Origin of the sequence: Parahalioglobus pacificus (genome assembly GCF_014652275.1) — a bacterium.
In the GTDB taxonomy this organism is placed as follows: Bacteria; Pseudomonadota; Gammaproteobacteria; order Pseudomonadales; family Halieaceae; genus Parahalioglobus; species Parahalioglobus pacificus.
The window spans coordinates 968,964-985,564 of the sequence record NZ_BMYM01000001.1; the positions used below are offsets into that span (position 1 = coordinate 968,964).

General features: G+C 57.0%; 12 protein-coding genes. 10 read left to right on the forward strand and 2 right to left on the reverse strand.

The window, feature by feature from the left end; translation table 11 throughout:
- Positions 1-16: 16 nt before the first annotated feature.
- Positions 17-1,306: a citrate synthase gene (gltA, locus tag IE089_RS04460; RefSeq protein ID WP_189475530.1), complete on the reverse strand. Its 1,290-nt coding sequence runs from the start codon at positions 1,304-1,306 to the stop codon at positions 17-19.
- 315 nt (positions 1,307-1,621) lie between these two features.
- Here gltA and sdhC point away from each other — a divergent pair, with 315 nt between their 5' ends.
- From sdhC to sucD, 9 genes are all read left to right on the forward strand, one after another.
- Complete coding sequence (gene sdhC / locus IE089_RS04465) at positions 1,622-1,996, forward strand: succinate dehydrogenase, cytochrome b556 subunit (protein ID WP_189475532.1); 375 nt, start codon at positions 1,622-1,624, stop codon at positions 1,994-1,996.
- Positions 1,990-2,349 carry a succinate dehydrogenase, hydrophobic membrane anchor protein gene (sdhD, locus tag IE089_RS04470; RefSeq protein WP_189475534.1) on the forward strand — a complete coding sequence of 120 codons (360 nt, stop codon included), beginning with the start codon at positions 1,990-1,992 and terminating at the stop codon, positions 2,347-2,349. Before sdhC ends, sdhD begins: the two co-directional genes overlap by 7 nt.
- Before the next feature lie 6 nt (positions 2,350-2,355).
- On the forward strand, positions 2,356-4,128 hold the full coding sequence (gene sdhA / locus IE089_RS04475; protein WP_189475535.1) for a succinate dehydrogenase flavoprotein subunit: 1,773 nt from the start codon (positions 2,356-2,358) through the stop codon (positions 4,126-4,128).
- A gap of 13 nt (positions 4,129-4,141) precedes the next feature.
- A complete protein-coding gene (locus IE089_RS04480; protein WP_308428821.1) occupies positions 4,142-4,849 on the forward strand; it encodes a succinate dehydrogenase iron-sulfur subunit in 708 nt (235 codons plus the stop codon).
- A gap of 204 nt (positions 4,850-5,053) precedes the next feature.
- On the forward strand, positions 5,054-7,894 hold the full coding sequence (locus IE089_RS04485) for a 2-oxoglutarate dehydrogenase E1 component (protein ID WP_373294697.1): 2,841 nt from the start codon (positions 5,054-5,056) through the stop codon (positions 7,892-7,894).
- Positions 7,895-7,923: 29 nt separating this feature from the next.
- Positions 7,924-9,135, forward strand: coding sequence for a 2-oxoglutarate dehydrogenase complex dihydrolipoyllysine-residue succinyltransferase (gene odhB / locus IE089_RS04490; protein WP_189475541.1), 1,212 nt, complete (start codon positions 7,924-7,926; stop codon positions 9,133-9,135).
- Between the two features lie 150 nt (positions 9,136-9,285).
- On the forward strand, positions 9,286-10,725 hold the full coding sequence (gene lpdA / locus IE089_RS04495) for a dihydrolipoyl dehydrogenase (protein WP_189475543.1): 1,440 nt from the start codon (positions 9,286-9,288) through the stop codon (positions 10,723-10,725).
- A gap of 125 nt (positions 10,726-10,850) precedes the next feature.
- Complete coding sequence (gene sucC, locus IE089_RS04500) at positions 10,851-12,020, forward strand: ADP-forming succinate--CoA ligase subunit beta (protein ID WP_189475545.1); 1,170 nt, start codon at positions 10,851-10,853, stop codon at positions 12,018-12,020.
- Position 12,021: 1 nt separating this feature from the next.
- Positions 12,022-12,894: a succinate--CoA ligase subunit alpha gene (gene sucD, locus IE089_RS04505; RefSeq protein WP_189475547.1), complete on the forward strand. Its 873-nt coding sequence runs from the start codon at positions 12,022-12,024 to the stop codon at positions 12,892-12,894.
- Between the two features lie 90 nt (positions 12,895-12,984).
- Here the strand turns inward: sucD and IE089_RS04510 are convergent, their stop codons facing one another.
- Entirely contained in the window at positions 12,985-14,490 is a 1,506-nt protein-coding gene (locus IE089_RS04510; RefSeq protein WP_189475549.1) for an alpha/beta hydrolase domain-containing protein, read from the reverse strand.
- Positions 14,491-14,612: 122 nt separating this feature from the next.
- Between IE089_RS04510 and htpG the strand changes: the two genes are divergently transcribed.
- Entirely contained in the window at positions 14,613-16,529 is a 1,917-nt protein-coding gene (gene htpG / locus IE089_RS04515) for a molecular chaperone HtpG (RefSeq protein ID WP_189475551.1), read from the forward strand.
- Positions 16,530-16,601 lie beyond the last annotated feature (72 nt).

Genomic DNA, 16,601 nt, shown 5'->3' on the forward strand with positions numbered 1-16,601 from the left:
TTTGGCACTAGTGCCGTTAGCGATCGTCCAGAGCGACGAAGTCGCGCTGTGTGTGACCGGTGTAGAGCTGGCGTGGGCGGCCGATGCGGTAGCTGCCAGAAATCATTTCGTTCCAGTGGGCAATCCATCCAACGGTGCGGCCCACAGCGAAGATCACGGTGAACATGCTGGTTGGGATGCCGATGGCCTTGAGGATAATGCCAGAGTAGAAGTCCACGTTGGGGTAGAGCTTCTTCTGGATGAAGTACTCGTCTTCCAGCGCGATCTCTTCCAGGCGCTTGGCGATCTTAAGCAGCGGATCGTCTTCGAGGCCTAGCTCTGCGAGTACTTCGTCGGCCGCTTCTTTCATCACCTTCGCACGCGGGTCGAAGTTTTTATAAACGCGGTGCCCGAAGCCCATCAGTCGGAAGGGGTCTTCCTTATCTTTCGCGCGGGCTACGAACTCGTCGATACGAGAGACGTCACCGATCTCTTCCAGCATCTCCAATACGGCTTCGTTGGCGCCGCCATGGGAGGGGCCCCACAGTGCGGCGATGCCGGCAGCGATACAGGCGAAGGGGTTGGCGCCAGATGAACCGGCCAGGCGGACGGTTGAGGTGGATGCGTTCTGCTCATGATCGGCATGCAGCAGGAAGATGCGATCCATGGCTTTGGCGAGCACGGGGCTTACATTGCTGGGCTCGCAGGGGTTGCCAAACATCATGTGCAGGAAGTTTTCTGCGTAGCCCATATTGTTGTCCGGGTACATGAATGGCTGGCCGATAGAGAACTTGTAGCTCATGGCAGCCAGCGTTGGCATTTTCGCGATGAGTCGGAACGCGGCTACCTGGCGGTGGTGCTCATCAGAGATGTCCAGCGAGTCGTGGTAAAAGGCCGACAGCGCACCAACGACGCCACACATAATGGCCATGGGATGGGCATCACGGCGGAACCCGTTGAAGAAGGTGCGGATCTGCTCGTGCACCATCGTGTGATTATGGACCGTTTCTACAAAGGTTTTCTTTTGCTCTGCGCTTGGCAACTCTCCGTAAAGGAGCAGATAGCAGGTTTCCAGGTAGTCCGATTTTTCAGCCAGCTGTTCAATCGGGTAACCGCGGTGTAACAGAACGCCTTTGCCACCATCGATGTAGGTGATTTGGGATTCGCAGGAAGCGGTGGAAACGAAGCCCGGGTCGTAGGTGAACATGCCTTTGGCAGTGAGTCCGCCTACATCGACCACGTCGGGTCCAAGATTGCCGGAGTAGATCGGCAGCTCAATAGCCTCATCCAGGCCATCGACGTGAAGGGTCGCTTTTTTGTCGCTCATTACGTGTTCCTGAGTCGTACTTCGGAGGGGACGACAACTATAAGGTCTACGTCGGTGTTGTCAATTGATCTGGCTCTAAACAGCGCTATTTGTAAGTGTATTGTTGCGATTGGCGCCGATCACGTTTGGCGAAAATCGAAGACGATCGAGGCAATTGGGTTGGGGCGGCCAAACCTCACCTGACGTTTGTAATTGTGCGCGCAAGTGCCTATAATTTCGCGCGTTTCAGAGCCTGTAGGCACCGAAAATTGGCCTGAAGCCGGCATAGCCGACCTTATTATCCGCCCTCGGGCGTCAAACCATGGTATCTGCATCGTGAAAGACAATCGTCCTGTCAATCTGGACATCGGCAGCATGAAACTGCCGATAACCGCATACGCATCGATCACGCACCGAGTCTCTGGTGTATTCCTTTTTGTCGGCGTCGGGCTTCTCATCTGGATGCTTGATGCCAGCCTCAGCAGTCCCGAAAGCTTCGCGTCGCTAACAAACACCTTAACCTCTGTGCCCGTAAAGTTGCTGCTGTGGGCAGTGCTGGCAGGGGCTGCTTATCACTCGGTGGCGGGCATCAAGCACCTGATTATGGACTTTGGTATCGGCGAGAGCCTTGAAGGCGGCGTCATGGGTGCACGCATCGTGATTGCGAGCGCGGTTGTACTCACTCTTCTTGCGGGGGCATGGATATGGTAACGGCAGTCACTAGTTTTGGTCGCTCAGGTCTGTCTGATTGGTTGGTGCAGCGTGTCAGCGCCGTTATCCTTCTGGCGTATTTCATTACTTTGGGTGTCAGCATCGGCGACGGCGTGACTTACGCCGAGTGGAAGGCCCTGTTTGAGCAGACCTGGATGCGCGTATTCAGCGTCATGGCGGTCTTATCGCTGGCGGCTCACGCGTGGATCGGTATCTGGGCTGTGCTCACCGACTACCTCACAGAGCGCATGATGGGCGCCAAGGGCAATGTCTTACGATTTGTTTGCCAGATTCTCAGTAGCCTGGCGATCTTTGTTTATGTGATCTGGACTATCCAGATCCTCTGGAGTTAATGAGGCATGACAGCAATGCGAACCATCTCCTTTGACGGTGTAATTGTTGGCGGCGGCGGTGCAGGTATGCGCGCTGCGTTGCAGCTGGCGCAGTCCGGCTACAAGACTGCGGTGATCACCAAGGTCTTCCCGACACGCTCTCACACCGTGTCCGCTCAGGGCGGTATCACCTGCGCTATCGCAAGCGCAGATCCCAACGACGATTGGCGGTGGCATATGTATGACACCGTCAAGGGTTCCGATTACATCGGTGACCAGGACGCCATTGAATATATGTGTAGCGTGGGCCCCGAAGCGATCTTCGAGCTTGAGCACATGGGATTACCGTTCTCGCGTACCGAAGAAGGCCGCATTTACCAGCGTCCCTTTGGCGGGCAGTCCAAGAATTTCGGGGAGGGCGGTCAGGCTGCCCGTACCTGCGCAGCCGCGGACCGAACCGGTCACGCCCTGCTGCATACGCTTTACCAGAACAACATGAAGAACAACACAGTGTTCTTCAATGAGTGGTTTGCAACTGACCTGGTGAAAAACCAGGATGGTGCGGTTGTCGGCGTAATCGCGATCTGCATCGAGACGGGCGAAACGGTCTTCGTGAAGTCCAAAGCAACCGTATTTGCCACCGGTGGTGCGGGCCGTATCTATGCATCAACCACCAACGCGCACATCAATACCGGTGACGGTATTGGCATGGCGCTGCGCGCGGGCTTCCCCGTGCAGGATATTGAGATGTGGCAGTTCCACCCCACGGGCATCCACGGTGCCGGCACGCTGGTGACCGAGGGTTGCCGGGGCGAGGGTGGATACCTCATTAATAAGGACGGTGAGCGTTTCATGGAGCGTTATGCGCCCAACGCAAAAGATCTAGCAGGCCGTGATGTCGTTGCCCGCTCGATGGTGCTGGAGATCTTAGAAGGCCGCGGCTGTGGCCCCGAGGGTGACCACGTATTCCTGAAGTTGGATCATCTTGGCGAGGAAGTGCTGGAGAGCCGCTTGCCAGGTATCTGTGAGCTGTCACGCACCTTCGCGCACGCCGATCCCGTGAAGGAGCCCATTCCAGTGGTGCCAACCTGTCACTATATGATGGGTGGTATCCCCACTAACGTGCACGGGCAGGCTCTCACCGTTGATGCGCAGGGTAATGACCACATCATCCCCGGTCTGTATGCCTGCGGTGAGGCGGCTTGTGTGTCCGTTCATGGCGCCAACCGGCTTGGCGGTAACTCCTTGCTGGACCTGGTGGTCTTCGGGCGGGCCTCTGGCCTGTTCATCGAAGAGGCACTGCGTGAAGGTATTGAAATGCGTGACGCGTCAAACACTGATCTCGAAGAGGCCAACCAGCGTTTGCAGTCACTTAACGCAAGCGAAGGTGGTGAGAAAGTCGCTGACCTGCGTAAAGAACTGCAAAACACCATGCAGAACCACTTTGGCGTATTCCGCAACGGTGAGTTTATGCAGGAAGGCATCAAGAAGCTGGCAGACCTGCGCGGGCGGGTAGAGAACTGCCGACTGGATGACAAGAGCGGCGCGTTCAATACGGCGCGTATCGAAGCTCTGGAACTGCAGAACCTGTTCGAGGTGGCGGAAGCTACGGCGATCACTGCAGAGGGTCGCAAGGAAAGTCGTGGTGCCCATGCGCGCGAAGACTTCCAGGAGCGCGACGACGAAAACTGGCTGTGTCACTCCATGTACTACCCCGCGGACAAGCGCGTGGGCAAGCGCGATGTGAACTTCACGCCGCGCACCGTCGATACCTTTGAACCGAAAATTCGGACTTACTAAGAGGCACTCATTGATGTTGCAAGTCAGTATCTATCGCTATAACCCGGAGACTGATGCCGAACCCCGTATGGAAGACTTCCAGGTCGACACCGGCGGTAAGGACGTAATGGTTCTCGATGTGCTGGAGATGGTTAAGGCACAACAGGACAGCAGTGTTACCTATCGTCGTTCCTGCCGCGAAGGCGTCTGTGGCTCTGACGGCTTGAACATGAACGGTAAGAACGGACTGGCCTGCATCACGCCGTTGTCCGATGCTGTGAAGAACAACAAGCTGGTTATCCGCCCGCTACCGGGCCTTCCGGTGATCCGTGACCTGGTCGTGGATATGAGCCTCTTCTACGCCCAGTATGAGAAAGTTCAGCCGTACCTGCAGAACAACACTCCCGCACCGGCGATCGAGCGTTTGCAGACGCCGGAGGATCGCGCCAAGTTAGATGGACTTTATGAGTGCATCCTGTGCGCGTGTTGCTCAACCAGCTGTCCGTCTTTCTGGTGGAACCCCGATCGCTTTATTGGCCCCGCTGGCCTGTTGCAATCTTACAGATTCCTGGCAGACAGCCGCGACCAGGCCACTGATGAGCGCCTGGCCAAGCTGGATGACCCGTTCAGCGTATTCCGCTGTCACGGCATCCAAAACTGTGTGAACGTCTGCCCCAAGGGCTTGAATCCCACACGGGCGATCGGCCATATCAGGAATATGCTGCTTTCACGCGCGACCTGACCTTAAGTTAGGTCTGCAAACTACTGAAATGTAAGTAGCTTTGTGGGTTTCGCCTTACCCGGGTGACACTCACACAAAAAAGGTAATTATTAGCGCCCCGGTCGGCTTAGCCCCGCACCGGGGCGCTGCTACACTGTAGTGAGTCCGGCCAAAAGCCGGTGGCCGTTACCCAACCCGGAATAGGGCACAATGCAAGAGAGCGCCATGGAACTCCTTCGTAAGAGTTCCCATATTGCTGGTGGCAATGCCACCTACGTTGAAGATCTTTACGAACAGTATTTAGTCGACCCCAATGCCGTTCCAGAGCAATGGCGCGATTATTTTGACAAACTGCCTCTGGTCGAAACCGAAATTACCCAGATTCAGGATGTCCCGCACTCCACCATCCGTGAGCGTTTCGCCCAGATCAGCAAACTGCGCGTCCGCACAGACGCGACGGTTGCACATGACTCGCAGGCGACCGAGTACGAGCGTAAGCAGGTCAGGGTTGTTCAGCTGATTTCTGCCTATCGTCAGCGTGGACACCAGAAAGCCAAGTTGGACCCTTTAAACCTCGCGGTTCGTGAACATGTGCCGGATCTTGAGCTGGGTTTCCACGAGCTCTCTGGCGCAGACATGGACACCGTGTTCCAGGTGGGCAGCCTGCACATCGGCAAAGCGGACGCCTCACTGGGTGAAATCGTTGAGGCCCTTGAGCGCACCTATTGCCATACAGTAGGTGCAGAGTTTATGCACATCACCGATACCTCCCAGCGCCATTGGGTGATGTCTCGCATGGAGTCGGTGCGCAGTGCCCCTGATTACAGCAACGATGTGCGCACGCAGCTACTGCGGCGCCTCATCAAGGCGGAAGGGCTGGAGAAGTCACTGGGTTCCAAGTACCCGGGCACCAAGCGATTCGGGCTGGAAGGCGGCGAGAGCCTGATCCCCATGCTCGCCGAGATGGTGCAGCGCTGTGGCTCTTACGGAGCCAAGGAAATGGTTATCGGCATGGCTCACCGCGGGCGCCTCAACGTGCTGGTGAACATTTTCGGCAAGAATCCGGGTGATCTGTTTGCCGAGTTTGAGGGCAGGGCGCAGTACGACAGCTCTGGCGACGTGAAGTATCACCAGGGCTTTTCGTCCAATATCATGACGCCGGGCGGCGAACTGCACCTGGCCCTGGCGTTTAATCCCTCGCACCTTGAAATTGTATCTCCGGTAGTAGAAGGCTCCGTGCGCGCACGTCAGGATCGGCGCAAGGACATCCTGGGGTCGGCGGTAGTGCCCATCGTGATTCACGGTGATGCGGCATTTGCCGGCCAGGGCGTGGTCATGGAGACATTCCAGATGTCACAGACCCGCGCCTACGGCACTGGCGGCACTGTGCATATCGTGATCAATAATCAGGTGGGTTTCACCACCAGCAAGCGTGAGGATGCGCGCTCAACGGAATATTGCACCGACGTCGCGAAAATGGTGCAGGCGCCGATTTTCCATGTGAACGCGGATGATCCGGAAGCGGTGTTGTTCGTCACTCAGATGGCGGTCGATTTCCGCAATGAGTTCAAGAAAGACGTTGTTATCGACCTGATTTGTTACCGCCGCCGGGGCCACAACGAGGCTGACGAACCGTCAACGACGCAGCCGGCCATGTACCAGGCGATCCGCAAGCACAAGACAACCCGCGATCTGTACGCAGAGCACCTGACCAACCTTGGCGTTATCACCGCTGAGGCAGATCAGTTGTTGGTTGATGGCTATCGGGATTCTCTGGATCGCGACGAACCGCTGGTCAGTAGCCTTGTATCGGAACCGGATCCCTCGAGTTTTGTCGATTGGTCGCCGTACCTCAACCACGCATGGGACATGGATTGCGACACGCGCATGGACTTGCCAGCCTTGCAGACGTTGGCTCGCGACACCAATACGCCACCGGAAGGCTTCCCCATTCACCGACAGGTTGCAAAGATTCTTGAGGATCGCCGCAAAATGGCCGCTGGTGCCCAGCCCGTCAACTGGGGTATGGCGGAAACGCTGGCCTATGCGACTCTGCTGGAAGATGGCCACCCTGTGCGAATCACCGGTCAGGACGTCGGTCGCGGCACGTTCTCTCATCGCCACGCAGTGCTCCATAACCAAAGCGAAGAGAGCAGCTACATTCCTCTGCAGCATGTGAGCGAAGACCAGGCGCCCTTCGTGATTCTCGATTCACTGCTGTCGGAAGAGGCAGTGCTGGCCTTCGAGTACGGCTACGCGACAACCTCACCCAAAGGGCTGGTTATCTGGGAGGCTCAGTTCGGTGATTTCTGTAATGGCGCCCAGGTGGTCATCGACCAGTTCATTACCTCGGGCGAGCACAAGTGGGGGCGCCTGTGCGGCCTGACGATGTTGCTGCCACACGGCTATGAAGGGCAGGGCCCGGAACATTCATCGGCCCGACTTGAACGCTTTATGCAGCTTTGCGCCGAACATAATATCCAGGTCTGTGTGCCGAGCACGCCAGCGCAGGTGTATCACATGCTCAGGCGTCAGGCCTTGCGCCCCTTGCGCAAGCCGCTGGTCGTCATGTCACCCAAGAGCTTACTGCGCCACAAAGAAGCTGTATCGACGCTTGAGGAATTGGCCGAAGGCAGATTCCACAACGTGCTCGATGAAGCAGAGCCACTGGATAAGTCCAAGGTGAAGCGCGTCGTTCTCTGTGCGGGCAAGGTTTATTACGACCTGCTGGCAGCGCGCCGGGAGCGCGAGATAGACGACATCGCGTTGCTGCGTCTGGAACAGCTGTATCCCTTCCCGGAGCACGAGTTGCAGGCGGTGCTGGCGGAGTACCCCAATCTTGAGGATGCGGTTTGGTGTCAGGAGGAGCCCATGAATCAGGGCGCCTGGTACGCCAGTCAGCACCATATGCGTCGCGTTATTCACCGCCATAAGGTGGATGTCTATCTGCGTTATGTAGGCCGTGAAGCGTCAGCCGCCCCCGCAGCAGGCTACATGGCCTTGCACCTGGAACAACAACAAGCATTTATCGATGAAGCCCTGGGCGATATGCCCTGGGGAAATTGATTGAACCGGCATTTCACTAAGGAATAGAAATGGCTATTGATATCAAAGCGCCCACCTTCCCAGAGTCAGTTGCAGACGGCGAAGTGGCCGTTTGGCACAAGAAAGAGGGCGATTCGGTCACCCGCGACGAGCTGCTGGTAGAGATCGAAACTGACAAGGTTGTGATGGAAGTGGTTGCGCCTGAAAGCGGCGTTATCACCAAGATCACCGCACAGGAAGGCGAGACAGTTGCTAGCGAGGCCCCTCTGGCGGTGCTGGAACCGGGCGCCGTGGCAGAAACGGCTCCCGCTGCCGATGCTGCAGAGGCAGCAGCCCCCGCAGCTGAAGAAACTGCCGGCGGTGATGCCGCTGGCATCGCCGGCCCCGCTGCGCGCCAGATGATCGAGGAAAACAAGCTCGACCCTTCCGCCATCACCGGTACCGGCAAGGGCGGACGTATTACCAAAGAAGACGTCGTCAAGCACATGAAGTCTGGCGCAGCAGCGGCCCCGGCAACTACGCCTGCCGCTGCTACGCCGCCTGCGCAGCCTACCGGAGAGCGTATCGAGAAACGTGTGCCCATGACGCGCATGCGCGCACGGATCGCTGAGCGACTGCTGGACGCTTCTCAGGAAACTGCCATGCTGACCACCTTCAACGAGGTGAACATGGCGCCGGTGATGGAGCTTCGTCGCAAGTACAAGGATCAGTTTGAGAAAACCCACAACGGCACTCGCCTGGGTTTCATGGGCTTTTTCGTGAAGGCGGCTTGTGAGGCCCTGAAGCGCTTCCCCGAGGTGAACGCGTCCATCGACGAGAATGACATTGTTTACCACGGTTATCAGGATATCGGCGTGGCGGTGTCCACTAACGACGGTCTGGTAGTGCCGGTTCTTCGTGATGCGGACTTCATGAGCGTTGCCGATGTGGAAGCGGCGATTGCTGACTTTGGCGCGCGCGCCAAAGAAAAGAAACTCACCATCGATGACATGACCGGGGGAACCTTTACCGTGTCAAACGGTGGTGTGTTTGGCTCGTTGATGTCGACCCCCATCCTGAACCCGCCCCAGACGGGTATTCTGGGCATGCACAAAATCCAGGAGCGCCCGATGGCGGTGAATGGTGAGGTGGTGATCCTCCCGATGATGTATCTGGCGCTGTCTTACGATCATCGCCTGATCGACGGTAAAACGGCGGTGCAGTTCCTGGTTGCCATTAAGGACCTGATTGAGGATCCGGCGCGAATCTTGTTGCAACTGTAATCCGCGTTGACAGTTGCCGGCGGTTCTCATTGGGCGGCCGGCAAGACCAGAGACTAGAGAGGCGGGTCAGCGACTCCAGCTGGTCATCCTGAACGTGGCGGTTGGCAATGAAGAAATGACCATCCGCCCAATGAACATGTGAGTAGAACGATGTCAGAACAGTCTTATGATGTAGTGGTGATAGGCAGTGGCCCCGCAGGTTACGTGGCGGCTATTAAGGCTGCGCAGCTAGGGCTCTCGGTCGCCTGCGTTGAGCAGTGGCAGGATGAGAAAGGCAAGGCCGTTGTTGGTGGCACCTGCCTCAATGTGGGGTGTATTCCCTCAAAGGCGCTGCTGGACAGCAGTCATAAATTTGCGGAGGCACGCGATGACTTTGCCGTGCACGGTATCGGTGTAGATAAGCCCAGCATGGATGTGCCCGCGATGCTTGCCCGCAAGGACAAAATCGTCAAGCAGCTCACTGGTGGCGTCAGCAGTCTGTTTAAGCACAACGGAGTGACGACCATCGTCGGCCGCGGCAAGGTACTGGCTGGCGCCAAGGTCGAGGTGACAGACGCAGACGGTAATGTGAGTGTTGTCGATGCTGGCAACGTGATCATTGCCGCCGGCTCATTACCGATAGAAATTCCGCCGGCGCCCGTTGATAACGAGTACATCGTGGATTCTACGGGTGCGTTGGAGTTCAGCGAGATTCCCGAAAAGCTGGGTGTGATCGGCGCAGGTGTCATTGGCTTGGAACTCGGTAGCGTGTGGTCCCGTCTGGGTTCAGAGGTGGTATTGCTGGAGGCGCTCGATAGCTTCCTGCCCATGATGGATCACCAGATCGCCAAGGAAACTGGCAAGATCTTTAAGAAGCAGGGGCTGGATATTCGCCTCGGCGCCCGCGTGACGGCTGCAGAGGTGAAAGATAAGCAGGTCCACGTGACATACTCCACCAGTGACGGCGAGCAACACCTTACCTTTGATCGCCTCATCGTCTGCGTCGGGCGCCGTCCGCGCAGCGAAGAACTGTTGGCATCTGACTCAGGCGTGACGCTGGATGAGCGCGGCTTCATTTATGTGAACGATTTTTGCGCGACTGAAGCACCTCACGTTTACGCGGTGGGTGATGTGGTTCGCGGCCCAATGCTGGCGCACAAGGGGTCAGAGGAGGGCGTTATGGTCGCTGAGCGCATCGCGGGTAAGCCCGCACAGCTGAACTACGACTGTATTCCATCCGTGGTGTATACCCACCCTGAAGTTGCGGCTGTGGGTAAGACCGAGCAAGAGCTCAAGGCAGACGGCGTTCCCTATAAGGCGGGTGTATTCCCGTTTGCAGCCAGCGGCCGTGCCCTGGCGGCCAATGATTCCGACGGTATGGTCAAGATACTCGCCCACGAAGAAACTGACAGGATTCTGGGCTGCCACATTGTGGGCCCCTCTGCGGCGGATCTGGTGCAGCAGGTCGTGATTGCTATGGAGTTCGGCTCCAGTGCCGAGGATCTGGCTCTGATGGTCTTCGGGCATCCGACCTTATCAGAGGCCGTCCACGAGGCCGCATTAGCGGTCGATGGTCATGCTATTCATATTGCCAACCGGAAGCGTCGCTAGAAGGTTGGTAATACACCCGTGGTTTACCCTACAATCCACCGCCAGACACTGACTCTCACCCCGGTTTCGGGCGGCAACGCCCGGCAACCGATTTTATTCCAAGCAGCAAAGCAACAGGACAGAAAATGAACCTTCATGAGTATCAGGGCAAACAGCTGTTTGCCGAATACGGTCTGCCCGTTTCCCAGGGGTACGCAGTCGATACCCCGGAAGAAGCGGTTGAAGCAGCCGACAAAATCGGCGGCGATATGTGGGTAGTTAAGGCACAGGTACACGCCGGTGGCCGAGGTAAGGCCGGCGGTGTGAAGCTGGTTAAGACCAAAGAAGAAATTCGGGATTTCGCCGCCAACTGGCTGGGCAAAAACCTGGTGACCTACCAGACCGATGAAAATGGCCAGCCCGTGGCCAAAATTCTGGTGGAATCCTGCACTGATATCGCAGAAGAGCTGTATCTGGGCGCAGTGGTTGATCGCGCCACGCGGCGCATCGTTTTCATGGCGTCTACCGAAGGTGGTGTGGAGATTGAAAAGGTTGCCGAGGAGACGCCTGAGAAGATCCTGCGTGCAACCATTGACCCTCTGGTCGGCGCTCAGCCTTACCAGGGGCGTGAGTTGGCCTTCAAACTGGGCCTGCAGGGCGATCAGATCAAGCAGTTCGTGAAAATCTTCCTCGGCCTGGCGCAGTTGTTCCAGGAGAAGGATTTGGCGTTGATTGAAATCAACCCGCTGGTGATTACGGATCAGGGCAATCTGCACTGTCTGGATGCCAAGCTCGGTGTTGATGGCAATGCGCTTTACCGCCAGAAGGGCTTGCAGGCGATGCATGACCCCTCACAGGAAGACGAGCGCGAGGCGCACGCCGCACAGTGGGAACTGAATTACGTGGCATTGGACGGCAATATTGGCTGCATGGTCAACGGTGCTGGCCTGGCCATGGGTACCATGGACATTGTAGCCCTGCACGGCGGCTTTCCTGCCAACTTCCTCGACGTGGGTGGCGGCGCCACCAAAGAGCGTGTCTCGGAGGCCTTCAAGATCATTCTGTCTGACGACAACGTGAAGGCGGTACTGATCAACATCTTCGGCGGCATCGTCCGCTGCGACCTGATCGCAGAGGGTGTGATTGGCGCGGTTGAAGAAATCGGTGTGAAAGTGCCGGTGGTTGTTCGCCTCGAAGGAAATAATGCTGAGCTGGGCCAGAAAGTCCTGGCCGACAGTGGACTGAATATTATTGCTGCTACCAGCCTCACCGATGCTGCTGAGCAGGCAGTGAAAGCCGCGGGAGGAGCCGCCTGAAATGAGTATCCTGATTGACAAAAACACCAAGGTAATCTGCCAGGGCTTTACCGGTTCCCAGGGTACTTTCCACTCGGAGCAGGCCATTCAGTACGGCACGCAGATGGTCGGCGGTGTCACCCCCGGCAAAGGCGGACAGGAGCATCTGGGTCTTCCCGTGTTCAACACGGTTGCCGAAGCGGTAGAAACCACAGGTGCCGAGGCATCCGTGATCTACGTGCCTGCGCCGTTCTGTAAGGATTCGATCCTTGAAGCGGCCAATGGCGGTATCAAGCTTATCGTCTGCATTACCGAAGGCATTCCCACGCTGGATATGCTGGACGCCAAGGTCAAGTGCGACGAGCTGGGCGTTCGTCTGATTGGCCCCAACTGCCCGGGTGTAATCACCCCGGGCGAGTGCAAGATCGGCATCATGCCCGGCCATATTCACCTGCCGGGCAAAGTAGGCATCGTATCCCGGTCGGGTACGCTCACCTATGAGGCGGTGAAGCAGACGACGGATGCAGGCTACGGCCAGTCCACGTGCGTGGGCATCGGCGGTGACCCGATTCCCGGATCAAACTTCATCGATATTCTGGAGATGTTCCAGAACGACCCGGCCACTGAGGCCATTGTCATGATCGGTGAGATTGGCGGTACTGCCGAAGAAGAAGCAGCGGCCTACATCAAGTCGAACGTGACTAAGCCGGTTGTGTCCTACATTGCCGGCGTCACGGCACCCAAGGGCAAGCGCATGGGTCATGCTGGTGCCATCATCTCTGGTGGTAAAGGGACTGCCGATGAGAAATTTGCTGCACTGGAAGATGCGGGTGTGAAAACCGTTCGCAGCTTGGCGGACATCGGCGCAGGTCTTGCGGAGATAACTGGCTGGTAACCACTGCCAATCGCGTTGACTTGCGCCGACTAAAAAGCCCGTCATTGATGCTGCCGGGCTTTTTTTATGATCGGGATATGTGCGGGTGTCTCAGATACCCAGCGCGTCCCATTGCAACGCTGCTGCGGCACGGATGCGCACCGCATCCTCGTCAAGAATATACCCCGCAGCAACGGCAACTTCGGTGGCCTCGTCGACCGCATCGATATAGCCCTGCCTATCAACATATAGGCTGGCCATGGTAGCGGCATCAAACAGGGTTGTGGTGCCAGAAAGCCTACATCCATTCCCCTCTGAAACAATTTCGCCTGAAATTCGGGCGGCGGGGGCATCTACGTAGGGGGTGCGCACGCCGCCGAGTACGTTACCCACATCGTCGTAAACGTAATCGGAATCATCATCGAGCGTGGCCAGTCGCTCGGCTTCCGGCGCCGGTGTGCCTTCGCGAACCCAGGTCTCAAGGTTTCGCAGGGCGGCCATATAGACCCAGGCGTAAGGCCCTGAGTTGATGGGCACGTCACACTGGATGGCGCCCAGGATACTGGTGTTCTCTACCACCAGTGCAAACTCGGCACCCTCACCAATATCTGAGCGGCCGGTTACGAGCTGGTAGTTGTCGTTATGGGCCGCGCCAGCGACCTCCCAGAGCCTGAAGTTTTCGCTGTCAGGCTGCCGCTCGTCCACGGCGCTCAGGGGAATAACATCGGTCTCGCCCTGGAAATTGATGACCGGTGCAGCGATATCGTCACGGAAACGCACGATCTCCGGGGGCAGGATCTCTGCCTGTGGGGGTTGTGACAGACGCTGGCTGCTGTTGTAACGGCTGTCCACCAGAAAGCCGTCATAGGCGCCATACAGCGGTTGTACCGCGTTGATATAGGTAAGCAGTCGCGAGGCGGACTGAGACTCACCGGCTGCAATCAGCACATTGGTGTCCAGTCCGCCCATAATGCCTTCTGGCGATGTGTCACGCACAGCCGCAGTCACCTGGGTGAATATATCGTAGGAGAAAGAGTCACCGGGGTGGTTAAGCTCGCCGTAACGCTCAGGGTTGGCAACCTTCAATGCGAGAGGCAGGGTGGCATTCTCCACACCCTCGATGCCAACAATCTGAGCGGACACGTTGACCCAGGCATGGCCGCGTCTTAGCGCCTCAACATGCCCAGAGCCCCAGCCAACGGGCGTATCAAAGCCGGAGGTCACGTTCAGCCACTCAATGACTGCCGTGCCGCTGTAATCGGCTGGCTCAATGGGCCGGTAAACGACGACGCGAGTCATGTATTCCGCTTCTTCGGCTGGCTCCGCTTCCCAGCGGCCATCCTCGCCCAGTTCACCCACATTTGTGAATGACGTGGCAGTGCCAGAGAGGAAAAACTCGGTTTGCTGAAATCCAACGTCTTCAAAGCTGAAAAACGTACTGATCAGCGTGATCGCGCCCTCGTCGGGCGGTGCCGAAACGGTGGGTGACGGAACTTCTAAGAACTCGGGTTCTGGCGGCAGTGGGGGCTCCACCGGTGTGTCGCGGCGATCGCTGCTGTCGCTGCAGCCAATAATTGCCAAAGCTGACAAGAAGAGAATAAAAGAGAACTTTCGCATCGTATCTTATCCTTATAATTGCGCTCCACGCTACTTTCGACGTCAGGGGCTTGAAATTCAAGTACAACGCCCCATAAAAGGTGAAAACCCCTCCTTGGACTTCAAATTTAAACGAGGCCATCATGACCGCCGACGCGAAGAGCGAAACTCTCGGTTTTCAAACCGAAGCCAAACAGCTGTTACAGCTGATGATCCACTCCCTGTACAGCAATCAGGAAATCTTCCTGCGTGAGCTGATCTCAAATGCCTCCGACGCCATCGACAAGCTGCGTTTTGCCGCGCTGGCGGATGACAGCGTGCTCGAGGGGCAGGGCGAGTTCACCATTCAGGTGGACGTCGATAAGGATGCCGGGACGCTCACCATTACTGATAACGGTATTGGTATGACCCGCGATGAGGTCATCGAGAACCTCGGCACGATTGCGAAGTCCGGTACCGCAGCGTTTCTCGAGAACTTGACCGGTGACCAGCAAAAAGACTCGCAATTGATCGGACAATTCGGCGTGGGCTTCTATTCGGCCTTTATCGTTGCCGATAAGGTGCGTGTTCATACGCGCAAGTCCGGTGAAGGCGCAGATGGCGGCGTGGTCTGGGAATCCAGCGGTGAGGCCGATTTCACTATCAGTGAGCAGCCGCGCGAGCAGCGCGGTACGGCTATTACGCTTTATCTAAAAGACGATTGTTCTGATTTTGCGGACGAATGGCGCGTACGCAGTGTGATCAAGAAGTACTCCGACCACATCTCGGTGCCGGTGATGATGTTGGAGCCTGAGAAGCCGGTTCCCGAGGGCGAAGAGGACGCTGAGACTGCCCCCAGGGAGTACGAAGCGGTTAACGAAGCAACGGCTTTGTGGACACGCAGCCGTAGTGAAGTGTCCGATGAGGAGTACAAGGCCTTCTATCAGCACATTTCCCACGACTTCCAGGACCCACTGTCGTGGAGTCACAACCGGGTTGAGGGCAAGCTGGAATACACCAGTCTGCTTTACCTGCCCGCGAAAGCGCCCTTTGATATGTGGCAGCGGGATACGGCACGAGGCCTGAAGTTGTACGTGCAGCGCACCTTCATCATGGATGACGCTGAGCAGTTTCTGCCTCTTTACTTGCGATTTGTAAAAGGTGTTATCGACTCGAATGATCTGCCGCTGAACGTCTCTCGGGAAATTCTGCAGCAGGATGGCGCCGTAGACTCTATGCGCTCGGCCATTACCAAGCGCGTCCTCGATATGCTGGCCAAGATGGCCAAGTCCTCTGCAGACGACTATGCAGCGTTCTGGTCCGAGTTTGGGCAAGTGCTTAAGGAAGGTCCCGCTGAGGACTTTGCCAACAAAGAGAAGGTGGCAGGTTTGCTGCGCTTTGCCACCACACACACGGATACTGAAGCGCAGGATCAGTCGCTGGCAGACTATGTCGAGCGCATGCAGGAAGGTCAGGACGCCATCTACTATGTCGTAGCTGAGAACTTCAATACGGCCAAGCATTCACCGCACCTTGAGGTGTTCCGTAAGAAAGGCATTGAAGTGCTGCTGTTGTCAGACCGCGTTGATGACTGGCTGATGAATCATTTGCAGAGCTTCGATGACAAGCCGCTGAAAGATGTGGCTCGCGGCGCGCTGGAGCTTGCCTCCGATTCGGAGGAGGAAAAGGCCGAGCAGGAGAAGCTAGAGAAGGACAGCGAAGACCTGGTGGCCCGCATTCAGACGGTGTTGGAAGCAAAGGTTCAGGAAGTGCGCGCAACAGCCAGATTGACGGAATCCCCAGCTTGTCTTGTAGTGGGTGACTACGACATGGGCGCGCAGATGAAGCGCATCATGGAGGCCGCCGGGCAGGCGGTTCCCGAGTCGAAGCCTATTCTCGAGATTAACCCCTCGCATCCGTTAATTCAGATGCTCGATGGCGAGTCCGATGAAGATCGCTTTGCCGATCTGGCTACCGTGGTCTTTGACCAGGCCAGTTTGGCGGAAGGTGGAACGCTCAGCGACCCCGCAGCCTATGTGTCAAAGCTTAACAAGCTATTGCTGCAGTTGGCCGGTTCCTGAGACCACTGAGACAAAATAAAAGCGGGCCTTGTGCCCGCTTTTTTTGTGTCTGTTAGACTGCGCCACCACATA

Bases quoted from the DNA above. Each gene is read 5' to 3' on its own strand.
- gltA (WP_189475530.1), bottom strand. From the start codon at position 1,306: ATGAGCGACAAAAAAGCGACCCTTCACGTCGATGGCCTGGATGAGGCT.
- sdhD (WP_189475534.1), top strand. From the start codon at position 1,990: ATGGTAACGGCAGTCACTAGTTTTGGTCGCTCAGGTCTGTCTGATTGG.
- sdhA (WP_189475535.1), top strand. From the start codon at position 2,356: ATGACAGCAATGCGAACCATCTCCTTTGACGGTGTAATTGTTGGCGGC.
- IE089_RS04480 (WP_308428821.1), top strand. From the start codon at position 4,142: ATGTTGCAAGTCAGTATCTATCGCTATAACCCGGAGACTGATGCCGAA.
- IE089_RS04485 (WP_373294697.1), top strand. From the start codon at position 5,054: ATGGAACTCCTTCGTAAGAGTTCCCATATTGCTGGTGGCAATGCCACC.
- odhB (WP_189475541.1), top strand. From the start codon at position 7,924: ATGGCTATTGATATCAAAGCGCCCACCTTCCCAGAGTCAGTTGCAGAC.
- lpdA (WP_189475543.1), top strand. From the start codon at position 9,286: ATGTCAGAACAGTCTTATGATGTAGTGGTGATAGGCAGTGGCCCCGCA.
- sucC (WP_189475545.1), top strand. From the start codon at position 10,851: ATGAACCTTCATGAGTATCAGGGCAAACAGCTGTTTGCCGAATACGGT.
- sucD (WP_189475547.1), top strand. From the start codon at position 12,022: ATGAGTATCCTGATTGACAAAAACACCAAGGTAATCTGCCAGGGCTTT.
- IE089_RS04510 (WP_189475549.1), bottom strand. From the start codon at position 14,490: ATGCGAAAGTTCTCTTTTATTCTCTTCTTGTCAGCTTTGGCAATTATT.
- htpG (WP_189475551.1), top strand. From the start codon at position 14,613: ATGACCGCCGACGCGAAGAGCGAAACTCTCGGTTTTCAAACCGAAGCC.